Source organism: Rhizobium sp. WYCCWR 11152 (assembly GCF_013087615.1).
GTDB classification, from domain to species: Bacteria; Pseudomonadota; Alphaproteobacteria; order Rhizobiales; family Rhizobiaceae; genus Rhizobium; species Rhizobium indicum.
Window position 1 is genome coordinate 839,766 of the sequence record NZ_JABFCP010000009.1, and the last position, 22,153, is coordinate 861,918.

Here is a 22,153-nt window from a genome sequence, read left to right on the forward strand (position 1 = left end):
AATGAACGACGACAAGACGGAACGGCCGGTCAAGACTGCGAACCAGCGGGGCGCTGCCCGTCTTGCTGCCGTTCAGGCACTGTATCAGATGGATGTCGGCGGCACGGGCGTTCTGGAGATCGTGGCTGAATACGAGGCGCACCGTCTTGGTCAGGAAATCGATGGCGAGACTTATCTGAAAGCCGATGCCGCCTGGTTCCGTTCCATCGTCTCCGGTGTCGTGCGCGATCAGGTCCGCCTCGATCCGCTGATTGCCGCAGCTCTGCAGGATGATTGGGCCTTGTCGCGCCTCGACAGCACAGTGCGCGCCATCCTGCGCGCCGGCGTTTTCGAGATCACCGACCGCAAGGACGTTCCGGTGGCGGTCATCGTCACCGAATATGTCGAGATCGCCCAGGCGTTCTTCGATGACGACGAGCCGAAGCTCGTCAACGCCGTGCTCGACCGCATCGCAAAGCAGGTTCGCGGCGAGGCGAAGAAATAAGTCTTTAGCCGCCAAACAATCCCCCTACGTCTTTCTTCGTACCGCAATGGTTTTCGCCCGTTGCGGTCTTGACGCCACGTGATCGACCAAGCAATCTCCGCACCGCTTAGCTGTGGCATTTCTGTGGAGAGGAAGGCGATTCGGCGGCGTATCTGCCGGAGAAGGAGTGAGCTCCGGCCTATGGGAGGAAAGAGCGAAATGACGATTCTTTTATGCGTAATCGCATGCGGTCTGCTCTCGGTGGTTTATGCCGCCTGGGCAACCCGGTCGGTGCTTGCCGCCGATCAGGGCAACAGCCGCATGCAGGAGATCGCGGGCTATATCCGCGAGGGTGCGCAAGCCTATCTGACGCGCCAGTACAGAACCATTGCCATTGTCGGCGTTGTTGTTTTCATTTTAGCCTGGCTGCTTCTTTCCGGCGAGGCCGCGATCGGCTTCCTGATTGGCGCCGTGCTTTCCGGTGCTGCTGGTTTCATCGGCATGCACGTCTCCGTCCGCGCCAATGTGCGCACCGCTCAGGCGGCTTCCGTCAGCCTTTCCGCCGGCCTCGACATCGCCTTCAAGTCGGGTGCGATCACCGGCATGCTGGTGGCTGGCCTGGCGCTGCTCGGCGTCTCCATCTATTATACGATCTTGACCGTCGGGCTCGGCCATGAGAGCGGCTCGCGCGAAGTCATCGATGCGCTGGTGGCGCTCGGCTTCGGCGCGTCACTGATCTCGATATTCGCCCGTCTTGGCGGCGGCATCTTCACCAAGGGCGCCGATGTCGGCGGCGATCTGGTCGGCAAGGTGGAAGCCGGCATTCCCGAAGACGATCCGCGCAACCCGGCAACGATCGCCGACAATGTCGGCGACAATGTCGGCGACTGCGCCGGCATGGCGGCCGACCTCTTCGAAACCTATGCGGTCTCGGTCGTCGCCACCATGGTTCTCGCCGCGATCTTCTTTGCCGGGGCGCCGATCCTCCAGTCTGCGATGGTCTATCCGCTGGCAATCTGCGGTGCCTGCATCATCACCTCGATCATCGGCACCTTCTTCGTCAAGCTCGGCTCAAACGGCTCGATCATGGGCGCTCTCTACAAGGGCCTCATCGTCACCGGCCTGCTGTCGATCGTCGGTCTTGGCGCTGCCACTTCGCTCACCATCGGCTGGGGGTCGATCGGCTCCGTTGGAGGCGCCGACATATCAGGCGCGAACCTCTTCTTCTGCGGCATCATCGGCCTCGTCGTCACCGCGCTGATCGTCGTGATCACTGAATATTATACCGGCACGGGCAAGCGCCCGGTCGTCTCGATCGCCCAGGCCTCGGTCACCGGTCACGGCACCAACGTCATCCAGGGCCTGGCCGTTTCACTGGAATCGACGGCACTGCCGGCGATCGTCATCGTTGGCGGCATTCTCGCCACCTACCAGCTCGGCGGCCTGTTCGGCACCGGTATTGCGGTCACGGCCATGCTCGGCATCGCCGGAATGATCGTCGCGCTCGACGCGTTCGGACCGGTGACGGACAATGCCGGCGGTATCGCCGAAATGGCGCATCTGCCGCCGGAGGTGCGCAAATCCACCGATGCGCTCGATGCCGTCGGCAATACGACCAAGGCCGTGACCAAGGGCTACGCCATCGGTTCTGCCGGTCTCGGCGCACTGGTTCTCTTCGCTGCCTACTCCTACGACCTCAAATATTTTGCGGCGAATGGCGACAAGTTCCCTTATTTCGCCGGTATCGGCGAAATTTCCTTCGATCTTTCCAACCCTTATGTAGTGGCGGGATTGATCTTCGGAGGTCTCATTCCCTACCTCTTCGGCGGCATCGCGATGACCGCCGTCGGCCGTGCGGCCGGCGCGATCGTCGAGGAAGTCCGCCGTCAGTTCAAGGAAAAGCCCGGCATCATGCAGGGCACGGAAAAGCCGGATTACGGCAGGGCGGTCGACCTTCTGACCAAGGCCGCCATCCGCGAGATGATCGTGCCGTCGCTGCTGCCGGTGCTGGCGCCGATCGTCGTCTATTTCGGCGTGCTTCTCATCTCCGGCTCCAAGGCCTCCGCCTTTGCCGCCCTCGGCGCATCGCTGCTCGGCGTCATCATCAACGGCCTCTTCGTCGCCATCTCGATGACATCGGGCGGTGGCGCATGGGACAATGCCAAGAAGAGCTTCGAGGACGGTTTTGTCGACAAGGACGGCGTGCGTCACATGAAGGGTTCGGATGCGCACAAGGCCTCCGTCACCGGCGATACCGTCGGCGATCCCTACAAGGATACCGCCGGCCCCGCCGTCAACCCGGCGATCAAGATCACCAATATCGTCGCACTTCTGCTGCTGGCCGTTCTCGCCGGATAAACAACGGCGCCGGCTTGGCACACTTCAAGCTGACGCAGCGACCATTAAAAAACCCGCCGGAGCGATCCGGCGGGTTCCTCGTATAAGGCGTGTCCGATCAGCGCAGGCTGCTTGGGTTCTGCGGCGTGCCGCCGGCGCCGCCGCCGAACAGGCTGCGGGCAGCACTCGCGGCGCTGCCGCCGGAAAGCATCTGTTGCAGGAAGGTGAGTTCCTTGCCGCCGGTCGGCGTGACGCGTCCGATCGTGTCGAACACCTTGCCGTCCTGCAGCGCATAGTTGGCGCGGCGGCTGACGACGCCGTCCTTGTCGAAATAGATCGCCAGAACGCTCTGATCGACGACCTTCAGTTTCTGGAAGGCGACCGCACGCGTGCGCCGCTGCGAGATGTAATAGAAGACTTCGCCGTCGAAGGTCGCCGTCGTCGACGGGGTGCCGAGCGAAAGCAGCACCTGCTCGCGGCTGGAGCCTTCCGGAACGAGGTTCAGCGACTGCTGGTCGGCGACGTAGCCGCCGTTGAGAACGGTGCTGGTCTGGCAACCGGAGAGAGCGGTAGTGGAGGCAATTATGAGGGCAATGGCCGCACTGCTGAAGAATTTCATGTCAGACTTGAAATACCGTTTCTTCAACGACATCTACTCCCTGTGAGTGTCGATAGCAGCCATTCTGGGCCTTGCACGCTTTCCTCCTGCAAAACCATTGTGGCCATTCCGGGTCGAATTTCCCGAATTCGCTTCGCTGACGCATCGAAGGCGTCGTCCCGAAACTGGCCATGATCGGCATTGCAATTCGCGCCTGCTTCGGTAAACCAGCTTTCGAAATCATGCAACAAGGCCATACGCCAGCCGGCATGAAGAATGAGGCATTTCCGGAAAAAACAATGATCCTCGGGCTCTTCCGCAAGAAAAACAACAATCAGGCGATCGTCGACAGGCAATATGCGGCGTTGGCGGCGGCTGCGCGCATGCCGGAACTCTACGAGGGGCTCAATGTGCCGGATACGGTCATGGGCCGTTTCGAGATGCTCTCGATCGCCATGATTCTGTTTTTTCGCCGCACCCGTGCTTCCGCCACCAGCGGCCAGGAAATCGCCCAGGAGATCGTCGACGCTTTCTTCCAGGATATCGACTATTCGATCCGTGAACTCGGCATCGGCGACAACAGCGTGCCAAAGCGCATGAAAAAGCTCGCCGGTATGTTTTACGGCCGGCTCGAAGCCTATTCGAAGGCGATGGACACGGGCGATGCCGAAGCCCTCGCTCTTGCCCTTCAGCGCAATATTTACCCCGAAACCGCGACGCCGGCCGATATGTCCGGTCTCGCCGGATGGATGATGGCCGCAGAATCGCATCTGTCCGCCGTTGCCGAAGAGGTAATCGCCACCGGTTCGGCAACGCTCCCGCCGGTCGCCTGCCCACCGGTCATCTGAAGGAGGAAACGATGCAGAATGATCGGGACGATGTTCCCTTCTCCTATCACGTCAAGGTCGGCCACATCTCGGCCAACCCCGTCGAGGTCCATGTCGAGGCCGACGCCAGCGAACTGAAGGCGTTGGCCCGGACCTGGAACGTCGTCTCCGTCGATGATCTCAGCGCCGATCTGCAGATTGCCCGCTGGAAGCGCGACGGCGTGCGCATCAAGGGCCGCGTGCAGGCGAAGATCGTCCAGTCCTGCGTCGTGACGCTGGAACCGGTCGAATCCGCCATCGACGAGAGCTTCGAGCAGATCTTCGTGCCGGAAGGCTCCAAGCTTGCCCGCCAGGCCGGCAACGACGCCGGCGAGATGCTGCTCGATCCCGACGGTCCTGATCTGCCCGAGAACTTTGTCGGCGATACGATCGACGCCGGCGAGGTGGTTGCCGAATTCGCCGCTCTGGCGATCGATCCCTATCCGCGCAAGCAGGGTATCGAATTCTCAGGCCATGTCGAAGACAGCGGCGAGGACGACAAAAAGCCCTCCGCTTTCGCAGCCCTCAAGGACTGGAAAAAGGACTGAAGCCCCTCTGGCATTTGACACAATTCAGTTGTAAGCGACGCCAAAACCGGTATTTTGGCCGAAATTTCGCCCTCGGCGAAAAGAAGGATCAGGGACGCGTGATCAGAATATCTCTCGACCTCATGGGTGGCGACTTTGGTCCCCAGGTTGTCATCCCCGGCGCCGCCAAGGCGTTGGATCGGCATCCGGATATTTCCTTCGTTCTCTACGGTCTCAAGGAACAGTGCGATCCGGTTCTCGCCAAGTTTCCGAAGCTCAGGGAAAAATCGATCTTTCACGACTGCGAGCTTGCCGTCGCCATGGATGAGAAGCCGAGCCAGGCGCTACGCCGTGGCCGCTACATCTCCACCATGTGGCGCTCGATCGCGGCGGTGAAGACGGGTGACGCCGATGTCGCGGTCTCGGCCGGCAATACCGGCGCGCTGATGGCGATGGCGAAATTCTGTCTGCGGACCATGGCCAATATCGAGCGTCCGGCGATCGCCGCGATCTGGCCGACGCTGAAGGGTGAAAGCATCGTGCTCGATGTCGGGGCAACGATCGGCGCCGATGCGCAGCAGTTGATGGATTTTGCCCTGATGGGCGGCGCCATGGCGCGCGCGCTTTTCGAGGTCGAACGTCCGACGGTCGGCCTTCTCAACGTCGGCGTCGAGGAGATGAAAGGCCAGGAAGAGGTCAAGGAGGCGGGCCGTCTGTTGCGCGAGGCGAACATCGATTCGCTCGAATATTCCGGCTTCGTCGAGGGCAACGACCTTGGCAAGGGCACGGTCGACGTCGTCGTCACCGAGGGATTTTCCGGCAATATCGCGCTCAAGACCGCCGAAGGCACCGCCAAGCAGATCGGCGAATATCTGCGTGCCGCCATGTCGCGCACGCTGCTCGCCCGTATCGGCTACCTCTTCGCCAAAAGCGCCTTCGACATGCTTCGCGAGAAGCTCGATCCGAGCAAGGTCAATGGCGGCGTGTTTCTCGGCCTGAACGGCATCGTCATCAAGAGCCATGGCGGGGCGAATGCCGAAGGCATCGCAGCCGCCATCGAGGTCGGCTACGACATGGCCAAGAACGGCCTCAATCAGAAAATAGAAAACGATCTTAAGAAATATCATGCCAAGCGGCTGCCCCCGATGGGCCCGGAAGCAGCATGAGCGATGGGGTTCAATCAAAGATGATCCGTTCAGTGGTTCGCGGGTTCGGAGCCGCACTTCCGAAGCGCGTGATGACCAATCGTGACATGGAGGCCATCGTCGACACATCAGACGAATGGATCGTCCAGCGCACCGGTATCCGCCAGCGTTATGTCGCCGGTGATGATGAAACGACGGCGTCGCTGGGCGAGGCGGCCGCGCGCGCAGCGCTTGCCAATGGCGGCCTGACGCCTGCCGATATCGATCTTGTCATCTGTGCCACCTCGACGCCTGACAACACGTTTCCGGCGACGTCGGTCAACATCCAGAACCGGCTCGGCATGAGCCACGGCTTCGCCTTCGACGTCCAGGCTGTCTGCACCGGTTTCGTCTATGCGGTGACGACCGCGGATGCCTATATCCGCGGCGGGCTTGCCAAGCGCGTTCTCGTCATCGGCGCCGAAACTTTTTCGCGCATTCTCGACTGGAACGACCGCACCACCTGCGTGCTTTTCGGCGACGGCGCCGGCGCGATCATACTCGAAGCGACCGAAGGCGAGGGCACCACTGCCGATCGCGGCGTGCTGACCGCACATCTGCGTTCCGACGGCTCGCACAAGGAAAAGCTTTATGTCGATGGCGGGCCGTCGACGACGGGCACTGTCGGCAAGCTGCGCATGGAGGGCCGCGAGGTCTTCAAATATGCCGTCGGCATGATCACCGATGTCATTCAGGCGGCTTTCGATTCGACCGGCACTACAGCCGATGACCTCGACTGGCTGGTACCGCACCAGGCCAATCGCCGCATCATCGACGGTTCGGCGAAGAAGCTGAACATCGATGCCGCGAAAGTCGTTATCACCGTCGACCTGCACGGCAATACGTCGGCTGCCTCGATCCCGTTGGCACTTGCGACCGCTGCCGGTGACGGCCGCATCAAGAAGGGCGACCTAGTGATGCTCGAAGCGATGGGTGGCGGCTTTACCTGGGGTGCGGTTCTGCTGCGCTGGTAGGCACGAATCCTAAAAAACTGGCGGCGAACAAGAGCTTGACCGTAAGGCGCAAGACAAATACTCTTCGTGCGATTTCACAAAATATTTTGTATGGGCGGGGAAACCATGACCGGAAAAACAGTGACGCGAGCAGACCTGGCGGAATCCGTTTTCCGAAAGGTTGGGCTTTCCCGGACCGAATCTGCGGAACTGGTCGAAACCGTCATCGACGAGATCTGCAACGCCATCGTGCGTGGCGAAACCGTCAAGCTTTCCTCCTTCGCCACCTTCCAGGTGCGCGACAAGAACGAGCGGATCGGCCGCAACCCGAAGACCGGCGAGGAGGTTCCGATTTCCCCCCGCCGGGTCATGACCTTCAAGGCGTCGAACGTGTTGAAGACACGCATCCTCAAGTCGCATGTCGCTCGCAAGATCAAGCTGAAGCCGCTGAATCCGGCTCCCTGATAATCGGCTTCCCGTTTCGGAAACGGCTTTTTTTCTCCCTCGCGCTCTCCATCCTTGTGCGCAACGTCAAGACATGACTTGAATTGTCGGCGCCAAACCGTTGAAATATGATGAGTCGCCGTAGGATCGAGCCGCGAGGTCGCGTAGCAGTATGACGTTGGACAAGAGCCCCGATGCCTTTCGCACCATCAGCGAAGTCGCAGACGATCTTGATCTGCCGCAGCATGTGCTGCGCTTCTGGGAGACGCGTTTCCCCCAGATAAAGCCGATGAAGCGCGGCGGCGGCCGTCGCTACTATCGGCCGGAGGATGTGGATCTCCTCAAGGGAATCCGGCATTTGCTCTATGATCATGGCTATACGATCAAGGGTGTGCAGAAGCTTCTGAAGACCAACGGCAACAAGTTCGTCATATCGGTCGGTCATGGCGATCTCGCCAGCGTCGAGGCGCTTGCGTCGGGCGTGCAGGACATGGGTGCCGGGGAACCGCGCGTCGGCATGGCCGATGAAGACCAGATCGTCGGCCGCGCCAAGCCGCCGATCACCCGCCGGTTCTTCAATTTTGTCGCCGGAGACGACGAGCAGGAAGTCTCGATCGGCAAATCGAGCGTTGGCAAGGAAGACAGGGCGCTGCTGCAGGAGGCGCTCTACGACCTCCTGGAATGCAAGCGTCTGCTCGATCAGGTGCGCTGAATAGGAAAATCAGGCTTCGGTAAGCCGCTTCATCGCCTGTTCAAGTTCGCTGAGCTGGAAGGGTTTTTGCAGCACGGGCAGCGTGCTTGGGCTGCTGCCATCAGGTGCGGTACCGTATCCCGTCGCATAGAGATAGGGTTTTCCGCGTTCGTCGAGCAGCTTTGCGACCGGCAGCGAACTCTGCCCGGCAAGCGAGACATCGAGTATGGCAGCATCGAACTCCGTATCCCTGGCGGCTTTCAGCGCCCGTTCCAAGTCGGGCGCGCTGGCGCAGACCCGGTAGCCCAGATCGGCGAGCATGTCCTCGAGCAGCATGGCAATCAGCGCGTCGTCTTCGACGATGAATATGTCTTTCATGATCCGGTTCACCCATTGCCCCCTTGCTAAAGCACGTCGCGCAAAAGTGTGCCGCGGTTTTGCGATAACGACATGCGTAAAAACAAAGACCTAAAGCGCAAGGAGCGAATCTGAAAGATTGCGACACGCTTTAGGCATGGAGGTTTATGTGGACTGCTTGCACGGCTCGTCAAGACGTCGTGGTCGGCAGTGCGAGAAACAGCATATTGCCGGTTGAAATTCGATGTGCAAAAGCTGGAATGCCGTCTTTGCAACGGCTCCTGGATAATTCCTTAAATCGGAATCGATTTATGGAAAAAATTATGCAGCAATTCAAAGTGTTGCAGCGTCTTTTGCGGCTCTCGAAAGACGCGCGGCGCTGTAAGAAGGGGTGTCGAATGGATTTGCTGAGTGCCACGGATTGGCTGCGTCACAGGCCGGGTTATACATATCCGCTGGCCATTGCCTTCGTTGGCCTGACGTTTCTTCTGAGGCTTGCCGCCAGCGACACTCTCTCCGGGTTTCCCTTCCTGAGCTTCCTTCCGGCGATATTGCTCGCGAGTTTCATAGGCGGCGCCGGGCCGGGATTTGTCGCGACCTTGGTTGCCGGTTTCATTGTCCAGCAGTTTTTTGTCGAGCCGCACAATGTTTTCTGGCCGGCCAGCGCCGGCCAATGGGTCGGCCTTTCCACCTATCTCATCAATGCCGTGATCATCGTCGGCCTGATGGAGATGATCATCATCGCCCATGGCAGACAGAGCCGCCTTCGCAGCGAGCTGAACAGCTTCAACACGCGCCTCGAACAGACAGTGGTCCAGCGTACTGCCGAGCTCAGGCACGAGATGGAAGAGAATGCCGCCGCTCAGGCGCAGGTCCGCCAGTTGCAAAAGATGGAGACGATCGGCCAGCTGACCGGCGGCGTCGCCCATGATTTCAACAACATGCTGGCAATCATCATCGGCAATCTCGATCTCGCCCAGCGACGCCTGACCGGCAGCGAGGATCCTCGCCTGCTATACTCCATCCAGAACGCCAGAGATGGTGCGCAGAGAGCGGCGGTACTGACTGCGCGTCTTCTCGCCTTCTCGCGCCAGCAGCCGCTCGCCCCGGAGGTGGTCGACCTCAACAAACTGGTCGGCGGTATGTCGGAGCTGCTGCGGCGCACGCTCGGCGAGCACATCCGGATCGAGACCGTGCTTGCCGGCGGTCTCTGGCCGAGCTTTGCCGATTTGAGCCAGCTCGAGAATGCCATCCTGAACCTTGCCGTCAACGCTCGCGATGCCATGCCGGGCGGTGGAAATCTGACGATCGAGACCGCCAATACCGAACTCGACGAGCGATATTCGCGCATGCATTCGGAGGTCGAGGCAGGCCAATATGTGATGATCAGCATCACCGACACCGGCACCGGCATGTCGCCGGAGGTGATCGACCGCGCCTTCGACCCGTTCTACACGACCAAGGGACCCGGCAAAGGCACCGGTCTCGGCCTCAGCCAGGTCTACGGCTACATCAAGCAGAGCGGCGGCCACATCAAGATCTATTCAGAGATCGACAGGGGCACGACGTTGAAGATCTATCTTCCCCGTCATGTCGGCATGGCGGATGCCCGGTTGAACGCCGCTGGCGCCCAGCCGCTCCCTCAGGGTAGCGTCAAAGATACGATCCTGGTGGTGGAGGACGATGAGAACGTCCGCACCATGACTGCCGAAAGCCTGCATGAACTCGGTTACACAGTATTGCAGGCGGCTAGCGGCATGGAGGCGCTTATGCTTCTGGAGCAGAATGCGGCAGTCGACCTGATCTTCACCGATATCGTCATGCCGCAGATGAGCGGACGCCAGCTTGCCGATATCGTCCAGGAAAAATGGCCGGCGATCCGGATCCTCTATACGACGGGCTACACCCGCAACGCCATCGTCCATAATGGTGTGCTCGATCACGGCGTTTCCCTGCTTGCCAAGCCCTTCAGCCTGGAGCAGCTCGCTCACAAGATCCGCGAACTTCTGAATGTCGCGGTGAGGGTGGGAGACGAGCGGACGTGAAGCCGGGATACAGCCGCACGTCCGCAATTCTCTATCCGCGTTATTCCAGGACCTGGATTATGCGATGGGTTTTCGGTTCGACGATCACGCGCCGCTCATTGACGACCGTATAGCCGTAGCCGTCGATATCAGGCACGGTATGCACTTCGACGGTATCGGGCAGCGTCGCGCCGACCGCGATATCGCCATCATAGACGACGGAAGGTGTGTTTTGCTCCATCACATAGGTGCGCACCTCGCCGGGCAATACGACGGAGCCGGTCGGTGCGGGATCGGTGATGATGACGGTGCTCTGCGCGAAGGCGGCGGAGCTGATGGTCAGCATGGCGGCCGCAGCCAGCATGGTCTTGCGCATGGGATTTCTCCTTTTCCTACCTGAGACATCAAGGCAACGCTGGCCATGCGGCATAGTTCCCCGCGGGCTTTTCGCGACAGCAGTAACAGACGCAATGAGAGCATTTAAGTTGTTACTAAATTAATTTTTGCATCATACGGTTGAGCTGTCTGAACAGCGTTCGAAAAGAGTCCAGATGGCGATGTTAGAGCTCGCTTGTTTACTTTTCGCTAACCATGTTGGACGTTTATTCTGAACGGACGACCAACCGGTCGTTGATTCGACGATCCGTCGCGTTTCGGCTTGCGAATGGATCTCTAGAAAGACGATTGCGGCGGCTCGATACATGCGCTTGCGAAAGACGATATTGCTGGTGGCCGTGGCGGGCATGATGGCCGGCTGCACATCGACAGGCGGTGTGCGCCAGCCTTCCGCGCCGGAAACCGTGGCACCTGAAAAGGCGCTGGTCCTGCCGCCGCCGGGCGGCCCGTCGATCGTCAGCGTCGTCGAGCGCAAACGTGGCAACGGCGTCGAGCAGACGATCTCGCTGTTTACCTCATCCTCCGTGCCCGGTCAGAATTCGCTGAAGGTCCAGTTCTTCGGCGGTTCCGGAGCCAATCCCGGCGCTGGCAATGCCGGCTTCAGCATGATCAACGAGAGCGGTATTGCCCGCGAGGTGGCCCGTTCGGCCCCGGGCGTGCCGATGGCGACCTCGGCGACCTTCCTGCAGAACGCCTATGGCCCCTTCGGCTATGCCTCCGGCCGCAGCCGTGCCGGCGACACCTGCCTCTATGCCTGGCAGCAGATCCGCTCGAGCACCAACGCCAATACCCAGGCGCGTAATTTCGGCATGATCCAGCTGCGTCTGCGCCTTTGCGATGCGAGAGCGAGCGAGCGCCAGCTGCTTGGCATCGTCTATGGCTACACCGTCACCGGCACCTTCGACGGCGAGATCTGGAACCCTTACGGCAATCCGCCGCCCGCCGATGCTGCACTCGGGCGCACCGGTGTGCCGATCTATCCCGACGAGGGCGGTTACCGCGCCAGCCCGATGCCGATCGGCTACGAGCCGGCGCCTGCCATTGTCAGCCGGCCGCGGGCCGCTGCCGTTCGCAGCGCCTCGGCCGCGCAACCGGCTCAAGGTGTGGCAGCGGTGCCGGCACCCATCGGCCCGCGCGTGCCGCTGCCGGGTGAGGCGCCACAGACGAGCGCAAGGCCGGCTGTGGCCGCTGCGCCAATCGAACAATCGGTAAGGGCGATCGGCGTCACCGTGCCTTCGCCCGACTGCGTAGGCGACGCGGCCATGACGGCCGCCTGCCGGAGATAGAGCATGATGCCGAAAAGTGTGAGCGGTTTTCGGACGACATCATGCTTTAACTCTTTAATTTAGAACAGGATTCAGATTTTAGGCCGACCCGGCCTAAAATCATCCTGTTCTAGTGAGCATACCCGGGGCCTGATTGGCACCGGTTGAGCAATTTCGAAGGAACGTCGATGCGCAAAGCCCGCAGTGTCATCATATGGGCCGTGGTTTCGCTCTGCATGATCGTGCTGATCACGCTGCCGGTTAACCTGCAGACTCAGCTCATCACCAGCATCACGGTCGTGACTGTCATGGCGCTGATCAAGATTCTGAAGGGCGAGGGGACCTGGCGCCTGGTGGCGCTCGCCTTCGGCACGTCGATCGTGCTGCGCTATGTTTACTGGCGCACCACCAATACGCTGCCGCCTCTGAATCAGTTGGAAAACTTCATTCCCGGCCTGCTGCTCTATCTTGCCGAAATGTATAGCGTCGCGATGCTGGCGCTCAGCCTGTTCATCGTCGCCACACCGTTGCCGTCGCGCCCCTCGCGTGCCGCCAATCCCGGGCGCCTTCCTCATGTCGATGTCTTCGTCCCATCCTACAACGAGGATGCCGGCCTGCTGGGAAACACGCTGGCCGCCGCCAAGGCCATGGATTATCCGGCCGAGAAGCTGCATGTCTGGCTGCTCGACGACGGCGGCACCTTGCAGAAGCGCAATTCCGGCAAGCTGCTCGAAGCCCAGGCGGCGGCTGCCCGCCATATCGAGCTGAAGCAGCTCTGCGACGATCTCGATGTCCACTACCTCACGCGCGACCGCAACGAGCACGCCAAGGCCGGCAATCTCAACAACGGCATGAAACATTCGACCGGCGAACTCATCGCCGTCTTCGATGCCGACCACGCGCCGGCCCGCGATTTCCTGCTGGAGACCGTCGGTTACTTCGAAGACGATCCGAAGCTCTTCCTCGTCCAGACGCCGCATTTCTTCATCAATCCCGATCCGCTGGAGCGCAACCTGCGCACCTTCGACAAGATGCCGAGCGAGAACGAGATGTTCTACGGCATCATCCAGCGCGGCCTCGATAAATGGAACGCCGCCTTCTTCTGCGGCTCGGCCGCAGTTTTGAGCCGCAAGGCGCTCGAATCGCAGAACGGCTTTTCCGGCATCAGCATCACCGAGGATTGCGAGACGGCGCTGGCGCTCCACGGCAGCGGCTGGAACAGCATCTATGTCGACAAGCCGCTGATCGCCGGCCTGCAGCCAGCCACTTTCGCAAGCTTCATCGGCCAGCGCAGCCGCTGGGCGCAGGGCATGATGCAGATCCTGCGCTTCCGCTTTCCGCTTCTCAAGCGCGGCCTGACGATCCCGCAGCGCTTTTGCTACATGTCCTCCACGCTTTTCTGGCTCTTCCCATTCCCGCGCACGATCTTCCTGTTTGCGCCGCTCTTCTACCTGTTCTTCGATCTGGAAATCTTCACCGCCTCGGGCGGTGAGTTCCTCGCTTATACGCTGGCCTATATGCTGGTGAATCTGATGATGCAGAACTACCTCTACGGGTCGTTCCGCTGGCCCTGGATTTCCGAGCTCTACGAATATGTCCAGACCGTGCATCTGCTGCCGGCCGTCGTCTCCGTCATGCTCAATCCGAGGAAACCGACCTTCAAGGTCACCGCCAAGGACGAATCGATCGCCGTCAGCCGTCTGTCGGAAATCAGCCGTCCGTTCTTCGTCATCTTTGCAGTGCAGATCGTCGCGCTCATCATCACCATCTACAAGATCTATGCAGAGCCCTATAAGGCCGACGTCACGCTCGTCGTCGGCGGATGGAATGTCATCAACCTGATCATGGCCGGTTGCGCGCTGGGCGTCGTGTCGGAGCGCGGCGAGCGCGCCTTGTCCCGCCGCGTCCGCGTCAACCGGCGCTGCGAATTCGGCGTCAGCGGCAAGTGGTACGCGGCCTCGATCGAGGACGTTTCCGTCCACGGTGCGAGGCTTCACATCTTCAACAAGCAGCTCGACGAGATGCTGGTTGGCGCACTCGGAGAGATCCGCTTCCGGCCCTATAGCGGCGCGGAACTGGAAACCCTGCCGCTCATCGTCCGCAACATCGAGCCGTCGGGCGACATCAGCAATGTCGGCTGCCAGTACGTGCCGAAAAGCGCGCTCGACCATCGCCTGATCGCCGACCTGATGTTTGCCAATTCCGATCAGTGGACAGAGTTCCAGGCCTCGCGCCGTCGCAATCCGGGCCTGATCCGCGGCACCATCTGGTTCCTCGGCCTGTCGCTCTACCAGACGAGCCGCGGCCTCATTTACTTCTTCCGCAGCATGCGGCCGGAGAGGGAAGCCCAGCAGAAGGCGGCAAAGGTCAACGCCGGATGAGAAAGATCGTCGCTGCCTCGCTTCTCCTGTTGAATGCCTCCGCCTTCGCCCAGGCGCAGACGGCGCCCTTCGACATGTCCGGCGAGCGGCCGCCCGGGGCATCCGTTACCCCGAGGTTGACACCACCGACGCCGCCGACAGCCCCTGCGCCGGCTCCCATCACGCCTCCGGTTTCCGTCAAACCCGCACCTGCAGCTCCGGCTGCTCCTGTTCCTCCGACGATCGCCGTCCAGCCGCAACCGGCGGCGCCCCCGCTCCAGCCAGCCGCGGCGGCAAATACCGCTGCGCCGCCGCGCTCCGGCGATGTCCGTCGCTATGTCGTGCCCTTTTCGAAACTTGGTCTCGGCGGCGAATACGATCGCCGGTCATGGTCGGTCTATCTGACGCCGGAACAGGCGGCGGCCAAGGCAAGCTTTACCTTCGCCTACCAGAATGCGATCGTCGTCGCGCCTGAGGCCTCGGCGCTGACCGTCTATCTCAACAACCGCCCGATCGGCCAGCAGCGTGTCGGCTCGCCGGATGGCCCATCGACCGTCACCTTCGAGGTTCCGTCCGGTTTGCTGCAGCCCGGCGCCAATCTTGTCACCTTTGAAGCCAACCAGCGCCACCGCACCGATTGCAGCATCCAGTCCACTTATGAGCTGTGGTCGAACATTGATCCGGCCGGAACCTATCTGAGCTTTGCCGGCAGCGATGCCGCGCAGCTGTCGAGCGCCGATGCAATCCGCGCCATCGGCGTTGACGGCGCTGGCAAGACCGAGTTCGACATCGTCGTCCCGGCGCTGGAGCAGCCGGGAACCACCAAGCCGCTGTTGCGACTGGCGCAGGGCCTGTCGGTGCTGAGCAGTATGCCGAACCAGATCTTTGCCTTCAGCACCACCTCGCTTCCGGCCGTCAGGCCCGGCAAGCTCAGCGTGCTCGTCGGTACCGCAGCGGAATTGCGGCCGCTCTTTCCCGGCCTGCCGCCCGGTGCCGAAAGCGCGGCATTCGCCGCTTTCGCCACCGATCCGCGCAGCGGCTCGCCGGTGCTTCTGATCAGCGGCCCCTCCTGGCAGGCGGTCTCCTCGGCGATCGATACCATCGTCTCGCCGACAGACCGGTCCTCAGATATCCGCCGCGACGTGTTGACCACCGAGCGCTGGAGCGCGCCGAACGCGCCGCTGGTCTTTTCCGATACCAACATCGCCTTGTCTCAACTCGGCGTGAAGACCACCGAATTCTCCGGCCGGCGGCTGCGGACCAGTTTCAATATCGCCGTGCCGGCCGATTTTTATGCCAATGCCTATGGCGAGGCGAAGGTGCTGCTCGACGCCGCCTATACCGATAACGTGATGCCCGGCAGCCACATCGATATCTACGTCAACGACAACATCGCCTCCACCGTGCCGATCACCACGACATCAGGCGGCATTCTCCGTCATCTGCCGATCCGCGTGACGATGCGGCACTTCAAGCCCGGTCTCAATTCGGTGGCGATCGAGGCGATCCTGATGACCAAGGATGATGCGGCTTGCGCGCCGGGCGCGACCGCCGGCGCGACCCCGCGCTTTGCCCTGTTCGATACGTCCGAATTGCAGATTCCGGATTTCGCCCGCGTCGGTCAGCGTCCGAACCTGGCCGCAATGGCCGGCACCGCCTATCCCTATGGCCGGGCCACGGAGCCGACGCCGCTCTTCATCGACCGCGTCGATGCCGATACGCTTTCAGCCGCCGCCACGCTGCTCGGCCAGATGGCGATCACCGCCGGCCATCCGATCGACGTCGAAACCGTCGCCTCGCCGAATATGATCGGCGATCGCGATGCCATCTTCATCGGCTCCGTCTCGCAGATGCCGGCAACCGCGTTGACGCAGACCAATATCGCCACGGCGAGCCAGGCCTCGTGGCGTCCCGTTGCGGATACGCAGGCGGGCGTCGTCGATACCGGTACGGCCTTCGAGGAGTGGAATTCCAAGGTCAGCGGCGGTGTCTTGCGCAACCGGATCACTGCCTTCCGCGAGTGGGTGTCGCGCAATTTCGATATCTCCCGCAGTTCGCTGCAATTCGTGCCCGGCGCGGAGGAGGTTTTCACGCCGTCCAATGTCGACACGATCTTGGTTGCCCAGGGCTCCAGCCCTGCGGGAGCCGGTGCATGGACGGTGGTGACGGCGCCGTCGGCAAAGGATTTGCGCGAAGGGCTGGAGGTTCTGACCGCGCAGCTGAACTGGCCACAGATATCAGGCCACATCACCACCTATTCGAGCAAGACAGGCAAGATCGAGACCGTGCCCGTCACCCGTTTCGATTTTGTGCCGTCCACACCCTGGTCGATCTCCAATTACCGCCTGATCGCCGCCAACTGGCTGTCGACGAATATCCTCTCCTATGCCTCCCTGCTGGTCGTCTTCGTGCTGCTGATCGGGGTCACCACGTCAAGCATGCTCAGAAGACTGGGTCGGTCGAAATGAGGCGGTGGCGCGCACTCCTGCTTGCGGCATCGGTCGCGCTCGCTCCCGGGGGAGCGCCCGCCGTTGCGCAGCAGCCGATGATCAATGCCGGCGCATGGAGTGCCTACAAGGCGAAGTTTCTCGATGGGACCGGCCGCATCATCGATAACGGCAACGGCAATATCAGCCACAGCGAAGGGCAGGGCTATGGCATGCTGCTCGCCTATCTCGCAGCCAGCCCCGCCGACTTCGAACAGATCTGGTATTTTACCCGCACCGAGCTGCTGCTGCGCGACGATGGCCTGGCCGTCTGGAAGTGGGATCCGAACGGCAAGCCGCACGTCACGGACACCAACAACGCCTCGGATGGCGACATGCTGATCGCCTATGCGCTGGCGCTTGCCGGCACGGCGTGGAAACGCAACGACTATATCCTCGCCGCCTCCCGCATGGCGCAGGCGCTGCTTGCCGAAACCGTTGTGCACTCGGCCGGCCACACGCTCCTGTTGCCAGGGAGCCAGGGTTTTGCCGCTGGCGACCGTGAGGACGGTCCCGTCGTCAACCCGTCCTACTGGATTTATGAGGCGATCCCGGTGATGGCTGCGCTCGCTCCGTCGGATGCCTGGCAAAAACTGTCGGACGATGGCCTAACGCTGTTGAAGACGATGCAGTTCGGCCCGCGCAAGCTTCCCGCCGAATGGGTGAGTCTTAGCGGCCAGCCGCAGCCGGCGCAGGGTTTCGACGCCGAGTTTGCCTACAACGCCATCCGTATCCCGCTCTATCTCGCTCGTGGCGGCGTCACCGACAAGGCGCTGTTGACCCGCCTGCAACAAGGGATGTCGCAAGACGGTGTTCCCGCCACCATCGATCTGACCACCGGCCGGCCGAAGACTGTGTTGCAGGATCCCGGTTATCGAATTGTTAACGATGTTGTGGCCTGTGTTGTCGATGGGACCAAGCTGCCGGGCTCGGCCCTGCAATTTGCGCCCGCACTCTATTATCCGTCCACGCTCCAGCTGCTGGGGCTGGCCTATATCGGGGAGAAGCATCCGGAGTGTCTGTGAAGTCTTCTCTCGTGGCGGTTTCAGCGGCAGTCGTGGTGGCGACCCTCGTCACCGGGCTGAAAGATCGCGCCGCTCTGCAGGAAAAGTTCGGCCTTGGGGCCGCCGGCAAGCCGGCGCCGGAGCTGATGATGATGGGCCGCATCAAGCCGGCCGATGCTCCTACCGGCAATCCCGAATTCAATGCGCAACTCGTCGCCGACAAGATAGAGGCGATCACTTCCCCGCCGCCGCCAACACCGGACACGTCCGAGCCGGATGCCGCTGCATCGCAGCCTGCAGCACCGCAGCTTGCGGCACCTCAGACGGCTGCTCCGCCGGCTCAGACGGTCGCTCAGCCGGCACCAGTCACACCCCCCATCGTTTCCGAGCCGCCGGCACCACAACAGGCGGCCGCGGCGCCGCAGCCTGCCGTCGATGAAAGTGCGCTTCGTTATTTCGCCCGCCGCGGCGACAAGGTGCGCCTGCAGGCCGAGATCTCCCGCCTTCAGGCGCTCTATCCTAACTGGGTTCCCCCGGCCGATCCGCTCGCCGTGCCGCAGAATGGCGACAAGCAGCTCGAGGCCATGTGGCAGCTCTATTCCGATGGCCGCTATGCGGAACTGCGCAAGGTTGTCGCCGACCGCCAGGCAGCCGATGCCGGATGGCAGCCGCCGGCCGATCTGCTCGACCGGCTTGACGTCGCCGAGGGCCGTGCCCGCCTCGTCAATGCTTCGGACCTCAAGCAATATGCGACTGTGGTCGATATCGCTGCTGCAACACCGAGCCTGCTGACCTGCAGCGAGGTCGATGTTCTCTGGCGCGTCGCCGAAGCCTTCATCCAGACGGAGAGGGCGCAGCGCGGCCAGGACGCCTACACTTATATCCTGAAGAACTGCACCAATCCGGCCGAGCGGCAGGCGACGGTCGAGAAGGCTTCGACGCTGCTTGCCTACCAGCCGATGCAGGCGCTGCTCGCGCTGGAAAGGCCTGCCGCAGACGGCAGCAAGGAATTCGACGCGATCCGCGACAACCTCGCCCGACGCTTCATGGCCGAGGGCGATGACGATCCGAATCTCGCCATCGCGCCAGATTATCTCGCCCGCCTCGAAAAACTCGCCGAGACGGAAGGGCTTGCCTCCGATGCGCTGCTGCTCGGCTGGTACCAGCTTCGCCGCAACAATGATGCCGATGCCGAGAAATGGTTCCGCGCCGCCCGAGCCAAGCAAGATTCGGCGGCCGCCTCGCAGGGGCTGGCGCTGGCGCTGATCGCCCGCAAGGCGCCTGAGGAAGCCGAAGAGGTGATGTTTCGCTGGCGCACAGATTCCGAGGATGCGACATCAACCTATCTCGCCGCCACCGCCAACCTGATGGCGCTGCAGCCGCCGGCCGATCTGGCCGAAGACGTACTGCACCGCATCGCTGGCGAGGTCATCGCCCGGAAATATGTGCCGACGGCGCAGCAATTCGGCTGGTATGCCCGCTCCCTCAACCAGTTCCAGACCGCCGCGCGCTGGTTCGAGACGGCGCTTGCCTGGAAACCCGACGACGAACCGTCCGCCTATGGCCTTGTCATCACCCGCGAGCAACTGAGCGACCGCAAGGGCGTGCTCGACCTCCAGCGCGCCTGGGCCGGCCGGTCGAGCCGAATCACCAATCTCGAAGACACGTCCTCCCTGATACCGAATGCCGTTACGCCGCCGCCGGAGAAGGGGGCGCTTACCGCACCGCAACCGGCGGCTCAGCCGACGCAGCGTCCCCCGGCCGAGCCGCTTCCGGCAGAACGCCGCGTGACCCTGCAGCCGGGTGCGGAAGTGGTCGTTCGTGCGGCGAGACCGGCGATGGACACGGTGACCGTCCCGCGCGGTCCACGCCAGACGCGCGGCTGCTCGACGACCATCGATGCGGGGCAGCTTAAGCCGGCCGACGCGCTGTCGCGCGGCTGGTGCCTGATGGATATCAACCGGCCGATGGAGGCGATCTCGGCCTTCGAGGCGGCATTGCAGAGCCCGGCCCGCAAGGTCCGTGAAGATGCAGCCTACGGCCAGAGCCTTGCCTATCTCCGCGCCGGCCTCTCCGGCAATGCCGCCGTCGCGGCCACCAAGGCGCCGCAGAACCGCCAGCGGGCCGCCGAGCTTCAGGTGGCGATCCTCGCCGACCGGGCGCTTTCAGCATTCGACGCCGGACGTTACCGCGAAACCCTCATCTATCTCGATCAGCGCGCCCAGCTGCAGCAGGAACGCATCGACCTGATGGTTCTGCGCGGCTACTGCTACCTCAATCTCAAAATGTACGGCGATGCGACCCGTATCTTCGAAGCCGCTGCCGCGACCGGCAGCCGCGACGCGGCCCGCGGTCTTGCCGACGTCCGCAACGTCACGCATCCAGACACCAACAACTGACGTTGACGCCGCTTCCGCTCTCCGCTAGTCGCCTGCGTAGCTTCAAAATACCGCAGCGTCCCTTTGTGCGTCTTTAAAGACGCGCGGCGCTGTGGACACGCAAGGAAACGCCCGTGCCCGCTCTCCATAACATCCTCGACAGATCCTATGACGCCTTCCTTTTCGACATGGATGGAACGCTCTTGAATTCCATTGCGGTCGTCGAACGCGTCTGGAGCGAATGGGCAAGGCGCCACGGCTTCGAGCCGGAGGTCTTCCTGAAGACGATCCACGGCATCCGCGCCTCCGATGTGATCCGCGGGCTCGGCCTGCCCGGCGTCGATCCTGCCCATGAGGCGGATCTGCTGCTCGCCGAGGAAATGGAGGATGTCTCCGGCATCGTCGAGATCCCCGGCGCCGTCCGCTTCCTCTCCGCCATCGCTGAGGGCCGATGGGCAATCGTCACTTCGGCGCCGATCGAGCTCGCCAGGCGCCGCATGGAAGCCGCCGGCATCCCGATGCCGAGGGTCATCGTCAGCGGCCAAGAGGTCAAATCAGGCAAGCCCAGCCCCGAAGGTTATCTGCTCGGCGCAAGTCGCCTCGGCGTCGATCCGAAAAAATGCCTGGTCTTCGAAGATGCGGTCGCCGGCATCCTCGCCAGCGAGGCCGCCGGCGCCGACGTCACCGTCATCACCGAAACCCACGCTACGCCCTTCGAAACACCGCATTTTTCGATCGCCAACTACCAGGCCTGGCAGCCGAGTCAAACCGCCGAAGGCCGGTTGACGCTCGCGGCGATCTGACCATTCGCGCAAACCGCCTCCTTTTTGTTGAAGGTAAGGTTTTTCCGCTTGCATTGCACGCGCTGAAAAACTAAACGAAACAAGCCGTTTCGGCAGGTCGGGGCGTAGCGCAGCCCGGTAGCGCACTTGACTGGGGGTCAAGGGGTCGCTGGTTCGAGTCCAGTCGCCCCGACCATTTATCCCCTTGAAATCCCAGTCAGAATGTCAGTTTTCTTCGTCCCGCTAGCGGCGGAAAACGGAACGAGGCATTGGCAGCAATGCTGAAGCGGGAGCCGAACGTCCCGAACGAAAATGTCATTGTTAATGTTGCAGGCGAGCTATAGCGCCGCCGTTGCAAAGGGATGGTGGTCCTTCGACCGCTTTCAGTGCGGTTTCTGAGCGATCGCGATCATCGATTTCGCCAGCAGCGGAATCCTCCCGACATATTCGAAGTCGACGTCTTCGAAGCCTGTTTCGACGAGCAGCGTGCTGAGCGTTTCGGGAGACCAGAATTTGATATGGCCATGGTCTTTCAGAGGCATAAAGTGGTCGTCCATCTTTCCGCTCACGGCCAAAGCCAGATTTTTCCAGTAGCCGTGGAAAGGCGTCGATACGACCGCGATGCCGCCAGGCTTCACCAGGTCGAAAATAGTCGTCGAGAAAGCCTTGGGATCATAGACATGTTCCACCACTTCGAGGCTGATCACCGCATCGAAGGTCCCGTACCGACTGGAAAGATCTTCGTAACCGGAACCGATTTCCAATGGAAGATCGGGGTGGGCCGTTCTCGCTTTGGCGATGCCGTCCTTCGAGGGATCGACGCCGACGACGTCATACCCTTTTTCGGCAAGCACGGCGGCAGCACCGCCGGTGCCGCAACCGAGGTCGAAGACCGCCGTTTCTTTTGCCTCCTGGAAACTGTTCTCGAGAACATCGACAACGGCCGGCAGAATATAGGAATGGGCGGTCGCCGGTTTGGCGTGTATATATGTAGTAGCGTCCAGTTCGATAGACATTTTACCTCCTGAAAACCTGAAG

At 61.8% G+C, this 22,153-nt stretch carries 19 protein-coding genes and 1 tRNA gene; 16 read left to right on the forward strand and 4 right to left on the reverse strand.

Annotation, left to right across the window (positions count from 1 at the left end):
* Position 1 precedes the first annotated feature (1 nt).
* The gene (gene nusB / locus G9X67_RS19360) at positions 2–484 is read left to right on the forward strand and encodes a transcription antitermination factor NusB (protein WP_003547217.1); all 483 of its coding nucleotides are present in this window, start codon (positions 2–4) and stop codon (positions 482–484) included.
* Positions 485–682: 198 nt separating this feature from the next.
* Positions 683–2,821: a sodium-translocating pyrophosphatase gene (locus tag G9X67_RS19365; RefSeq protein ID WP_138328303.1), complete on the forward strand. Its 2,139-nt coding sequence runs from the start codon at positions 683–685 to the stop codon at positions 2,819–2,821.
* 97 nt (positions 2,822–2,918) lie between these two features.
* Here the strand turns inward: G9X67_RS19365 and G9X67_RS19370 are convergent, their stop codons facing one another.
* A complete protein-coding gene (locus tag G9X67_RS19370; RefSeq protein WP_020049423.1) occupies positions 2,919–3,452 on the reverse strand; it encodes an outer membrane protein assembly factor BamE in 534 nt (177 codons plus the stop codon).
* A gap of 137 nt (positions 3,453–3,589) precedes the next feature.
* Here G9X67_RS19370 and G9X67_RS19375 point away from each other — a divergent pair, with 137 nt between their 5' ends.
* The 6 genes from G9X67_RS19375 to G9X67_RS19400 all read left to right on the forward strand — a co-directional run bounded on the left by G9X67_RS19375 (position 3,590) and on the right by G9X67_RS19400 (position 8,084).
* On the forward strand, positions 3,590–4,246 hold the full coding sequence (locus tag G9X67_RS19375) for a ubiquinol-cytochrome C chaperone family protein (protein WP_138328302.1): 657 nt from the start codon (positions 3,590–3,592) through the stop codon (positions 4,244–4,246).
* Positions 4,247–4,257: 11 nt separating this feature from the next.
* Positions 4,258–4,812, forward strand: coding sequence for a DUF177 domain-containing protein (locus G9X67_RS19380; RefSeq protein ID WP_033180378.1), 555 nt, complete (start codon positions 4,258–4,260; stop codon positions 4,810–4,812).
* A gap of 98 nt (positions 4,813–4,910) precedes the next feature.
* Complete coding sequence (plsX, locus tag G9X67_RS19385; protein WP_011651316.1) at positions 4,911–5,957, forward strand: phosphate acyltransferase PlsX; 1,047 nt, start codon at positions 4,911–4,913, stop codon at positions 5,955–5,957.
* A 20-nt stretch (positions 5,958–5,977) separates the two neighbouring features.
* On the forward strand, positions 5,978–6,949 hold the full coding sequence (locus tag G9X67_RS19390; RefSeq protein ID WP_029872898.1) for a beta-ketoacyl-ACP synthase III: 972 nt from the start codon (positions 5,978–5,980) through the stop codon (positions 6,947–6,949).
* Between the two features lie 105 nt (positions 6,950–7,054).
* Positions 7,055–7,393 (forward strand): integration host factor subunit alpha, encoded by a 339-nt coding sequence (locus tag G9X67_RS19395; protein ID WP_003547228.1) that lies wholly within the window; start codon positions 7,055–7,057, stop codon positions 7,391–7,393.
* A 151-nt stretch (positions 7,394–7,544) separates the two neighbouring features.
* Positions 7,545–8,084, forward strand: a complete 540-nt coding sequence (locus G9X67_RS19400) for a MerR family transcriptional regulator (protein WP_020049428.1) — start codon at positions 7,545–7,547, stop codon at positions 8,082–8,084.
* Positions 8,085–8,093: 9 nt separating this feature from the next.
* On the opposite strand, the gene G9X67_RS19405 is transcribed toward G9X67_RS19400, so the two are convergent.
* Positions 8,094–8,441 (reverse strand): response regulator, encoded by a 348-nt coding sequence (locus tag G9X67_RS19405; RefSeq protein ID WP_138328300.1) that lies wholly within the window; start codon positions 8,439–8,441, stop codon positions 8,094–8,096.
* A gap of 377 nt (positions 8,442–8,818) precedes the next feature.
* Between G9X67_RS19405 and G9X67_RS19410 the strand changes: the two genes are divergently transcribed.
* Positions 8,819–10,465, forward strand: coding sequence for an ATP-binding protein (locus tag G9X67_RS19410; protein ID WP_171599430.1), 1,647 nt, complete (start codon positions 8,819–8,821; stop codon positions 10,463–10,465).
* A gap of 40 nt (positions 10,466–10,505) precedes the next feature.
* Here the strand turns inward: G9X67_RS19410 and G9X67_RS19415 are convergent, their stop codons facing one another.
* The gene (locus tag G9X67_RS19415; RefSeq protein WP_138387580.1) at positions 10,506–10,820 is read right to left on the reverse strand and encodes a DUF1236 domain-containing protein; all 315 of its coding nucleotides are present in this window, start codon (positions 10,818–10,820) and stop codon (positions 10,506–10,508) included.
* A 325-nt stretch (positions 10,821–11,145) separates the two neighbouring features.
* On the opposite strand from G9X67_RS19415, the gene bcsN reads away from it, so the two are divergent.
* The 7 genes from bcsN (at position 11,146) to G9X67_RS19450 (ending at position 21,311) form a co-directional block, all read left to right on the forward strand.
* Positions 11,146–12,126, forward strand: a complete 981-nt coding sequence (bcsN, locus tag G9X67_RS19420; RefSeq protein WP_062940695.1) for a cellulose biosynthesis protein BcsN — start codon at positions 11,146–11,148, stop codon at positions 12,124–12,126.
* Between the two features lie 167 nt (positions 12,127–12,293).
* Positions 12,294–14,486, forward strand: coding sequence for a UDP-forming cellulose synthase catalytic subunit (gene bcsA, locus G9X67_RS19425; RefSeq protein ID WP_138328297.1), 2,193 nt, complete (start codon positions 12,294–12,296; stop codon positions 14,484–14,486).
* The gene (locus G9X67_RS19430; protein WP_138328296.1) at positions 14,483–16,933 is read left to right on the forward strand and encodes a cellulose biosynthesis cyclic di-GMP-binding regulatory protein BcsB; all 2,451 of its coding nucleotides are present in this window, start codon (positions 14,483–14,485) and stop codon (positions 16,931–16,933) included. The genes bcsA and G9X67_RS19430 overlap by 4 nt, the downstream gene beginning before the upstream one ends.
* Complete coding sequence (locus G9X67_RS19435; RefSeq protein ID WP_138328295.1) at positions 16,930–17,976, forward strand: glycosyl hydrolase family 8; 1,047 nt, start codon at positions 16,930–16,932, stop codon at positions 17,974–17,976. The genes G9X67_RS19430 and G9X67_RS19435 overlap by 4 nt, the downstream gene beginning before the upstream one ends.
* A complete protein-coding gene (locus tag G9X67_RS19440) occupies positions 17,973–20,354 on the forward strand; it encodes a cellulose synthase (protein WP_138328294.1) in 2,382 nt (793 codons plus the stop codon). The genes G9X67_RS19435 and G9X67_RS19440 overlap by 4 nt, the downstream gene beginning before the upstream one ends.
* A 113-nt stretch (positions 20,355–20,467) precedes the next feature.
* Positions 20,468–21,136, forward strand: a complete 669-nt coding sequence (locus G9X67_RS19445) for an HAD-IA family hydrolase (RefSeq protein ID WP_171599431.1) — start codon at positions 20,468–20,470, stop codon at positions 21,134–21,136.
* Between the two features lie 98 nt (positions 21,137–21,234).
* Positions 21,235–21,311, forward strand: a tRNA-Pro gene (locus tag G9X67_RS19450).
* A 187-nt stretch (positions 21,312–21,498) separates the two neighbouring features.
* On the opposite strand, the gene G9X67_RS19455 is transcribed toward G9X67_RS19450, so the two are convergent.
* On the reverse strand, positions 21,499–22,131 hold the full coding sequence (locus G9X67_RS19455) for a methyltransferase domain-containing protein (protein ID WP_028741417.1): 633 nt from the start codon (positions 22,129–22,131) through the stop codon (positions 21,499–21,501).
* Between the last annotated feature and the right edge of the window lie 22 nt (positions 22,132–22,153).

Coding starts and splice junctions, on each gene's coding strand:
- nusB (WP_003547217.1), top strand. CDS start 2: ATGAACGACGACAAGACGGAACGGCCGGTCAAGACTGCGAACCAGCGG.
- G9X67_RS19365 (WP_138328303.1), top strand. CDS start 683: ATGACGATTCTTTTATGCGTAATCGCATGCGGTCTGCTCTCGGTGGTT.
- G9X67_RS19370 (WP_020049423.1), bottom strand. CDS start 3,452: ATGTCGTTGAAGAAACGGTATTTCAAGTCTGACATGAAATTCTTCAGC.
- G9X67_RS19375 (WP_138328302.1), top strand. CDS start 3,590: ATGATCGGCATTGCAATTCGCGCCTGCTTCGGTAAACCAGCTTTCGAA.
- G9X67_RS19380 (WP_033180378.1), top strand. CDS start 4,258: ATGCAGAATGATCGGGACGATGTTCCCTTCTCCTATCACGTCAAGGTC.
- G9X67_RS19390 (WP_029872898.1), top strand. CDS start 5,978: ATGATCCGTTCAGTGGTTCGCGGGTTCGGAGCCGCACTTCCGAAGCGC.
- G9X67_RS19395 (WP_003547228.1), top strand. CDS start 7,055: ATGACCGGAAAAACAGTGACGCGAGCAGACCTGGCGGAATCCGTTTTC.
- G9X67_RS19400 (WP_020049428.1), top strand. CDS start 7,545: ATGACGTTGGACAAGAGCCCCGATGCCTTTCGCACCATCAGCGAAGTC.
- G9X67_RS19405 (WP_138328300.1), bottom strand. CDS start 8,441: ATGAAAGACATATTCATCGTCGAAGACGACGCGCTGATTGCCATGCTG.
- G9X67_RS19410 (WP_171599430.1), top strand. CDS start 8,819: ATGGATTTGCTGAGTGCCACGGATTGGCTGCGTCACAGGCCGGGTTAT.
- G9X67_RS19415 (WP_138387580.1), bottom strand. CDS start 10,820: ATGCGCAAGACCATGCTGGCTGCGGCCGCCATGCTGACCATCAGCTCC.
- bcsN (WP_062940695.1), top strand. CDS start 11,146: ATGCGCTTGCGAAAGACGATATTGCTGGTGGCCGTGGCGGGCATGATG.
- bcsA (WP_138328297.1), top strand. CDS start 12,294: ATGCGCAAAGCCCGCAGTGTCATCATATGGGCCGTGGTTTCGCTCTGC.
- G9X67_RS19430 (WP_138328296.1), top strand. CDS start 14,483: ATGAGAAAGATCGTCGCTGCCTCGCTTCTCCTGTTGAATGCCTCCGCC.
- G9X67_RS19435 (WP_138328295.1), top strand. CDS start 16,930: ATGAGGCGGTGGCGCGCACTCCTGCTTGCGGCATCGGTCGCGCTCGCT.
- G9X67_RS19455 (WP_028741417.1), bottom strand. CDS start 22,131: ATGTCTATCGAACTGGACGCTACTACATATATACACGCCAAACCGGCG.